Origin of the sequence: Allobosea sp. CER48 (assembly GCF_044752385.1) — a bacterium.
GTDB lineage: Bacteria > Pseudomonadota > Alphaproteobacteria > Rhizobiales > Beijerinckiaceae > Allobosea.
Genome location: NZ_JBIWYK010000141.1, coordinates 1 through 7,173, shown reverse-complemented (window position 1 = coordinate 7,173; position 7,173 = coordinate 1). Strand labels below are relative to the sequence as shown.

At 68.4% G+C, this 7,173-nt stretch carries 5 protein-coding genes; 4 read left to right on the top strand and 1 reads right to left on the bottom strand.

The annotated features are described in order from the left end of the window. Positions 1 to 644: molybdopterin molybdotransferase MoeA (locus tag ACIPIA_RS07540; RefSeq protein WP_400508170.1), on the top strand; the 644-nt coding region annotated here is incomplete at its 5' end. 182 nt (positions 645 to 826) lie between these two features. Continuing rightward, positions 827 to 1,537: a transcriptional repressor LexA gene (gene lexA, locus ACIPIA_RS07535; protein ID WP_400508168.1), complete on the top strand. Its 711-nt coding sequence runs from the start codon at positions 827 to 829 to the stop codon at positions 1,535 to 1,537. Here lexA and ACIPIA_RS07530 read toward each other — a convergent pair. After that, positions 1,531 to 3,801: a ComEC/Rec2 family competence protein gene (locus ACIPIA_RS07530; RefSeq protein ID WP_400508166.1), complete on the bottom strand. Its 2,271-nt coding sequence runs from the start codon at positions 3,799 to 3,801 to the stop codon at positions 1,531 to 1,533. The two genes, lexA and ACIPIA_RS07530, sit on opposite strands and share 7 nt — an antisense overlap. 151 nt (positions 3,802 to 3,952) lie before the next feature. Here ACIPIA_RS07530 and gltX point away from each other — a divergent pair, with 151 nt between their 5' ends. Together gltX and gltA are read left to right on the top strand one after the other, a co-directional pair. Beyond that, positions 3,953 to 5,371 carry a glutamate--tRNA ligase gene (gltX, locus tag ACIPIA_RS07525; protein ID WP_400508164.1) on the top strand — a complete coding sequence of 473 codons (1,419 nt, stop codon included), beginning with the start codon at positions 3,953 to 3,955 and terminating at the stop codon, positions 5,369 to 5,371. A 378-nt stretch (positions 5,372 to 5,749) separates the two neighbouring features. Continuing rightward, positions 5,750 to 7,039 (top strand): citrate synthase, encoded by a 1,290-nt coding sequence (gene gltA, locus ACIPIA_RS07520; protein WP_400508162.1) that lies wholly within the window; start codon positions 5,750 to 5,752, stop codon positions 7,037 to 7,039. The last annotated feature ends 134 nt before the right edge of the window (positions 7,040 to 7,173 follow it).

The window sequence follows — 7,173 nt, the reverse complement described above, 5'->3', positions numbered from 1 at the left end:
GCGAGCCGGTGGGCCGCGACCAGATCGTCGCCTCGAATTCCTTCGCCCTCGCTGCGCTGGTCGAGAAGACCGGGGCGGCCGTCCTCGATCTCGGCATCGCACGCGACGACCATGCCGACCTCGCCGCGAAGATCCAGCAGGCGCGCGATGCCGATGCCGACGTGCTGGTCACGCTGGGCGGCGCTTCCGTCGGTGCCCACGACCTGGTGCAGGAAGCACTGGACCGCGCGGGAATGTCGCTCGGCTTCTGGAAGATCGCGATGCGGCCGGGCAAGCCGATGATGACCGGCCGGCTCGGCCGGATGGTGGTGGTCGGCCTGCCCGGCAACCCCGTCTCCTCGATCGTCTGCGGCCATCTCTTCGTGCTGCCGCTGATCGAGGCCCTGCTCGGCATGGCCGACCCCGATCGCGATCGCAGCATGCCCGCGCTGCTCGGCCGCGACATGCCGGGCAATGACGAGCGCGAGGACTATCTGCGTTCGGAGCTTGCCATGACGCCGGATGGCTGGGTGGCGACGCCCTTCGACCGGCAGGATTCCTCGATGCTCGGCACGCTGGCGCGGGCGCAGGCGCTGACGATCAGGCCGGCCCATGCCGCACCGGCGAAGAAGGGCGATATCTGCCGCATCCTGCCGCTCCGCTAGGTCGGCGCACGCCGGCCGGGCGCGATGGCGGCGGTCGCGACATCGGTCCCGCATCGGATTTTTCGGGAACCCTGCTTTCCCTCTCGATCCGAGGCGAGCGCCCCGCTTGCGGAACACAAGCAGAACGCTTATGGTGTTCGTGCTTTGTTTCGAATCGAGCCTTCAAGCGGCCGGCGGGGACCATGCTGACACGCAAGCAACACGAACTCCTGCGCTTCATCCAGGAACGCTTGCGCGAAAGTGGCGTGCCGCCCTCCTTCGACGAGATGAAGGACGCGCTCGACCTGCGTTCCAAATCCGGCATCCACCGCCTGATCATGGCGCTGGAGGAGCGCGGTTTCATCCGCCGCCTGCCCAACCGGGCGCGTGCGCTCGAGGTCATCAAGATGCCGGACGGGCTCGGCGCGCCGCAGCAGCGGCCCCGCTTCAGCCCCGCGGTCGTGCAGGGCGGCCTGGGATCGCAGCCCAATCTCGGCAAGGCGCGGCCGGCTCCGGACGAGGACAGCCGCTCGGCCATTGCGATCCCGGTCATGGGCCGCATCGCCGCGGGCACGCCGATCTCGGCGATCCAGAACCGCAGCCATACCGTCTCGATGCCGCCCGACATGCTCGGCTCCGGCGAGCATTATGCGCTGGAAGTGCGCGGCGATTCGATGGTCGAGGCCGGCATTCTCGACGGCGACACGGTCATCATCCGCAAGCAGGACACCGCCAATACCGGCGACATCGTCGTCGCGCTCATCGACGACGAGGAGGCGACGCTCAAGCGCCTGCGCAAGCGCGGCTCCTCGATCGCGCTCGAAGCCGCCAATCCGGCCTATGAGACCCGTGTACTCGGACCGGACCGGGTCAAGATCCAGGGCCGGCTCGTCAATCTGATGCGGCGCTACTGAAGGCGCTCGACATCGGCCTCGGGCTCGCTATCGGCGGCCGCCGACGGTTGATTTGCCGGCCGCGCGGTTTGCGTCGCCTGGCGCGGCTCGCGGCGACGCGTCCAGGGCCTCTCTGCGGCGTCGGACTCCGAGATGTGGCTGCTCCATCCCGACGCGCTCCGATAGAGCGAGGTCGCGCCGTCGCGTGACAGGGCCATGCGCTCGATCAGCCTGGCCTTGCAGGTGCCGCTCCAGGGAATGGCGGTGACGACCAGGTCGGCGCGCAGGCAGTCCTCGATGATAGCGAGCCGGTCGCGCGTGTACGAGACGGTGCGCTGGTCCGCCGTCCTGGCGACGCAACCGAGTGCGTCGCAGGCGATACCGGAACGCAATGTCGGATCCTCCGGCGAGCGCCTGTCGCCGTCGGCGGCAAGCCATTGCTGCAGCACGAAGCGGCTCGGCTTGCCGGCGATCGCTAGGCGACCGTCGGCGCCGCGCACGGCGAGACCCGAGCCATCACGCTCGATAAGGATCTCCGGTCGCTCAGGCTTTCCCGCGATGGCGACGCCCAGCACCAGCGGCAGCACGGCCAGCCAGCGCCAGGCCGTCGTCCAGAGAGCCAGCCAGAGCAGCGCCAGCGCGAAGCACGCCAGGACCGCAGGGCCGAACGCGGCGATCGTCAGGGTGGAATGATCGATGGCTGCGACCCATTGCGCCATCCTGAGCACGGCATCGGAGGCCCATCCCATCAGCGACCAGGCCGGCCAGTCCAGTCCGAAGGGATAGGCGAGCACGCCGAATACGGCCGCCGGCATGACGAAGAGGGATACGAAGGGCAGCGCCATCGCGTTGCCGAGCAGGCCGAAGGGGTTGAAGGTCTGGAAGTGATAGGCGCCGAAGGGTGCGGTGGCTGCCGTCGCCAGCAGCGTCGTGACGACGATGCCGAGAGCTGCGGTCCAGACCGGCCCGAGCGGCCAGGGGAGCGCGGCCGGCGGCTGCGGGCGCTTGCGGTTTTCCCAGCGCTCGGCAAAGGCGATCAGCGCAGCGACGGCGCCGAATGACATCTGGAAACTGGGCCCCAGCAGGGCCTCCGGTTCGCGCAGCAGCACGATCATCGCCGCGAGCGCGAGGTTGCGCATGCTCAACGCCGCGCGATCGACGAGGATGGCGCCGAGCATCACCAGCGTCATGATCAGCGATCGCTCGGTCGCGACCTCGCTCCCTGAGAAAATGCAATAGGCGGTCGCGCCGAGCATCGCGGCCACTGCGGCGATCTTCTTGACCGGCCAGCGCAGGGCCGCCGTCTGGGACAGCGCCAGGAGGGCCCGCACGAGCCAGAAGATCGTGCCCGCGGCCAGCACCATATGCAGGCCGGAGATCGAGACGATGTGGTAGATGCCCGCCGCTCGCAGGTCGTTGTTCGTCGCCTCGGTGATCAGCCCGCGCTTGCCGGTGACCAGAGCTGCGGCCACGGCCCCGCCCTGCCCGCCCCCGGCTTCGGCAATGCGCTTGGTCAGGGCGTTGCGCGCCCGGTCGATGGCGGCATCGAGCGCGAGCCGCATCGGCATCGCATGGGGCGCCGGGACCCCGGCGATCTTGCCGGAGATGCTGCCCACCGCGCCGATGCCGCGGAAGAAGGCGTCCCGGCCGAAATCATAGCCTCCCGCCCGCGCGGGGCCGGGCGGCGGCAGCAAGCGGGCCGTCGCGACGATATGCTCTCCGGGCGCGACGGAGCCGGCCCGGATATTGACGCGGACGCGCTTCGGGCGCTCGGCCGCAGGCATCCCGGCGAAATCCGTCACCAGCAGGACGATGCGGGCGCCGCTGTCGCGGGTCTCGACCGTCTCGACGAAGCCGGTGAGCTTGCCGATCCGAGGCCGCTCCAGCATCGGCGCGGCGATCTCTGCCGTGCGCATGACACCTGCCGCGAAGCCGGCGAAAACGGCGGCGACTGCCAGCGCGGCCATCGCGGCCAGCCGTCGTGCCCGCAGGGCGAACGCAAATCCCGCGCTCAGAGTAAAACCGGTGAGCGGCGCCCAGAGGGCGGGTTCGCGATCGGCCGCGAAGTAGAGCAGGATCCCCGCCCCCATCGCTACCGGCAGCCAGAGGAACGGCCGCCGGCGCTCGGCCTCCAGCTCGAGCGCCCGGCCGAAGCGCTCCCGCCAGTCGCGCAGCCAGGCTTCGAGGCGCAGCGCGTTCGTTCCGGAGAACCGCAGGCGCAGAGGCAAGGTCGCGGCGTGCGCGCCGCGCGGCTTGTCCTGCCCCACCGGCGGCCCCGGCTGCATTCCCCGCCCTCCCTGCCGGCGCTGCGATTTGACCGCTTAACCTTTCCGGCCAAGCCATGTTACAGGGCGCGCGCCGGTTGTCATGTCGCGACCTGCGCCATTTCCCTGTCTTGCCCCGGACCGCCCTGCCGTCCGGCCGGAGTTGCCTTCCATGAGCAATGCCGTCGTCACGCGCTTTGCGCCGTCGCCCACCGGTTTCCTGCATATCGGCGGGGCCCGCACGGCGCTGTTCAACTGGCTCTATGCCCGCCGGCAAGGCGGCAAGATGCTGCTGCGCATCGAGGATACCGACCGCGAACGCTCGACCGACGCCGCGATCGCCGCGATCCTGGACGGGCTGGAATGGCTCGGCCTCGATTGGGACGGACAGACCGTCTACCAGTTCCAGCGCGCCGCGCGCCATCGCGAGGTCGCTGAGCAGATGCTCGCCGCCGGCAAGGCGTACTACTGCTATGCCAGCCCGGCCGAGCTCGAGGAGATGCGCGAGAAGGCGCGCGCCGAAGGCAAGCCGCTGCGCTATGACGGGCGCTGGCGCGACCGCGACCCGTCGACCGCCCCGGCCGATGTGAAGCCGGTCATCCGCCTCAAGGCGCCGCAGACCGGCGAGACCGTGGTCAATGACGAAGTGCAGGGCCGCGTCGTCTGGCAGAACGAGAATCTCGACGATCTCGTGCTGCTGCGCTCGGACGGCACGCCGACCTATATGCTCGCCGTCGTCGTCGACGACCACGACATGGGCGTGACCCACGTCATCCGCGGCGACGACCACCTGACCAACGCCGCCCGCCAGACCCAGATCTACGACGCGCTCGGCTGGGACGTGCCGAGCATGTCGCATATCCCGCTGATCCACGGGCCCGACGGAGCCAAGCTCTCGAAGCGCCACGGCGCGCTCGGCATCGATGCCTATCGCTCGATGGGCTATCTGCCGGCGGCGCTGCGCAACTACCTGGTGCGGCTGGGCTGGAGCCATGGCGACCAGGAGGTCTTCTCGACGCAGGAGATGATCGACGCCTTCAACCTCTCATCGATCGGCCGCTCGCCCGCTCGCTTCGACTACGCCAAGCTGGAGAACCTGAACGGGCTCTACATGCGCCAGTCGAGCGACCAGGAGCTGCTCGACGCGCTGAAGGTGATCCTGCCCGAGATCGGCCCGGCGCGCGGGCTCGGCGCCACCCTGTCGCCCGATCTCGAGGCCAAGTTCCTCGCCGCCATGCCCGGCCTGAAGGAACGCGCCAAGACCCTGGTCGAGCTGCTCGACAGCGCCTTCTATCTCTACGCGCAGCGGCCTCTGCAGCTCGACGACAAGGCCAGGAGCCTGCTCGACGAGTCCGCGCGCCAGCGCCTGCCGCAGATCGCGGAGAAGCTCGCTGCCGTGACCGACTGGGCCCCGGCCCCGCTCGAAGCGGCGGTGCGCGCCTATGTCGAGGAGACCGGCATCAAGCTGGGCCAGGCGGCCCAGCCGCTGCGCGCCGCGCTCACCGGCCGCGCGATGTCGCCCGGGCTGTTCGACGTCATGGCCGTTCTCGGCCGTGAGGAAACGCTTGGCCGGCTCGCCGACCAGGCCTGAGCCCGCGACAACCGGGATGCCGGCCGCACCCGGAGCGGCATCCCGCTTCCCCACCCGGATGCCTGCCCGCAATGCCTTGGGACAGCGGCGCCGCGGCTGCTCGCGCAGATATGAGCGGGACGCGGTTCCAATCGCCTTTAGGCTCGGTTGAATGCACTGGGCAAATGGTCTAGTGACGCGCAAGTGCGTTGCGCGGCCACACCGTGGCGGGGCACGAATATTGCTTGTAAATCAGTCACATGGGTCTCCTTCCACACCCCCTTCCGACATCGTCCCGTCATATCGCGGGCCCGGGATGGGACAAGGCTGACGCGGAAGCGCCGGCAGGCAGGCGAAACAGGGGCTGAACAGCAGCGAGCCTTGAAAGGATCGGTATCGATGAGCGGAAACACCAGCCAGCTCCAGGTCGGCGACAAGACCGTCGACATGGCGATCAAGCAAGGGTCGGTCGGCCCTGCCGTCATCGACATCGGCAAGCTCTACGCCCAAACGGGCATGTTCACCTACGACCCCGGCTTCACCTCGACGGCGAGCTGCGAGTCGCAGATCACCTATATCGACGGCGATGCGGGCGTGCTGCTCTATCGCGGCTACCCGATCGAGCAGCTCGCCGAGCACGGCGACTTCCTCGAGACCTGCTATCTGCTGCTCTACGGGGAACTGCCGACCGCCGCCCAGAAGGCGGATTTCGACTACCGCATCACGCGCCACACCATGGTGCACGAGCAGATGGCCCGCTTCTTCCAGGGCTTCCGCCGCGATGCCCACCCGATGGCCGTCATGGTCGGCTCGATCGGCGCCATGTCGGCCTTCTATCACGACTCGACCGACATCTCGGACCCGCAGCAGCGCATGATCGCCTCGATGCGGATGATCGCGAAGGTGCCGACGCTCGCCGCAATGGCCTACAAGTACACCGTCGGCCAGCCCTTCGTGTATCCGCTGAACTCGCTGGACTACACCTCGAACTTCCTGCGGATGTGCTTCGCGGTGCCGGCCGAGGAGTACAAGGTCAACCCGGTGCTGTCGCGCGCGCTCGATCGCATCTTCATCCTGCACGCCGACCACGAGCAGAACGCCTCGACCTCGACCGTACGCCTCGCCGGTTCGTCGGGCGCCAACCCGTTTGCCTGCATCGCGGCCGGCACGGCCTGCTTGTGGGGCCCCGCGCATGGCGGCGCCAACGAGGCGGCGCTCAAGATGCTCGAGGAGATCGGCTCGGTCGACAATATTCCGAAGTACATCGCCAAGGCCAAGGACAAGAACGATCCGTTCCGCCTGATGGGCTTTGGTCACCGGGTCTACAAGAACTACGACCCGCGCGCCAAGATCATGCAGAAGACCACGCATGAGGTGCTGAACGAGCTCGGCATCAAGGACGATCCGCTGCTCGACGTCGCCATCGAGCTGGAGCGCATCGCTCTCCACGACGAATACTTCATCGAGAAGAAGCTCTACCCGAACATCGACTTCTATTCGGGCATCACGCTGAAGGCGATGGGCTTCCCGACCTCGATGTTCACCGTGCTCTTCGCCGTCGCGCGCACCGTCGGCTGGATCGCGCAGTGGAAGGAAATGATCGAGGATCCGTCCCAGAAGATCGGTCGCCCGCGCCAGCTTTATACGGGCTCGCCGCAGCGCGACTACACGCCGATCGGCCGCCGCTGAGCGCGACGCCGGCCTAGTGTCAAAGCCGATCAGGGCGCGGTGGACTCCACCGCGCCCTTATTGTTTCCATAGATTGATGCACGGCCTGCGGGTGATCCGCCGCCCCGTCTGGGTAAAGTCGCGGCTTCAAACGG

Bases quoted from the DNA above. Each gene is read 5' to 3' on its own strand.
- lexA (WP_400508168.1), top strand. From the start codon at position 827: ATGCTGACACGCAAGCAACACGAACTCCTGCGCTTCATCCAGGAACGC.
- gltX (WP_400508164.1), top strand. From the start codon at position 3,953: ATGAGCAATGCCGTCGTCACGCGCTTTGCGCCGTCGCCCACCGGTTTC.
- gltA (WP_400508162.1), top strand. From the start codon at position 5,750: ATGAGCGGAAACACCAGCCAGCTCCAGGTCGGCGACAAGACCGTCGAC.
- ACIPIA_RS07530 (WP_400508166.1), bottom strand. From the start codon at position 3,801: ATGCAGCCGGGGCCGCCGGTGGGGCAGGACAAGCCGCGCGGCGCGCAC.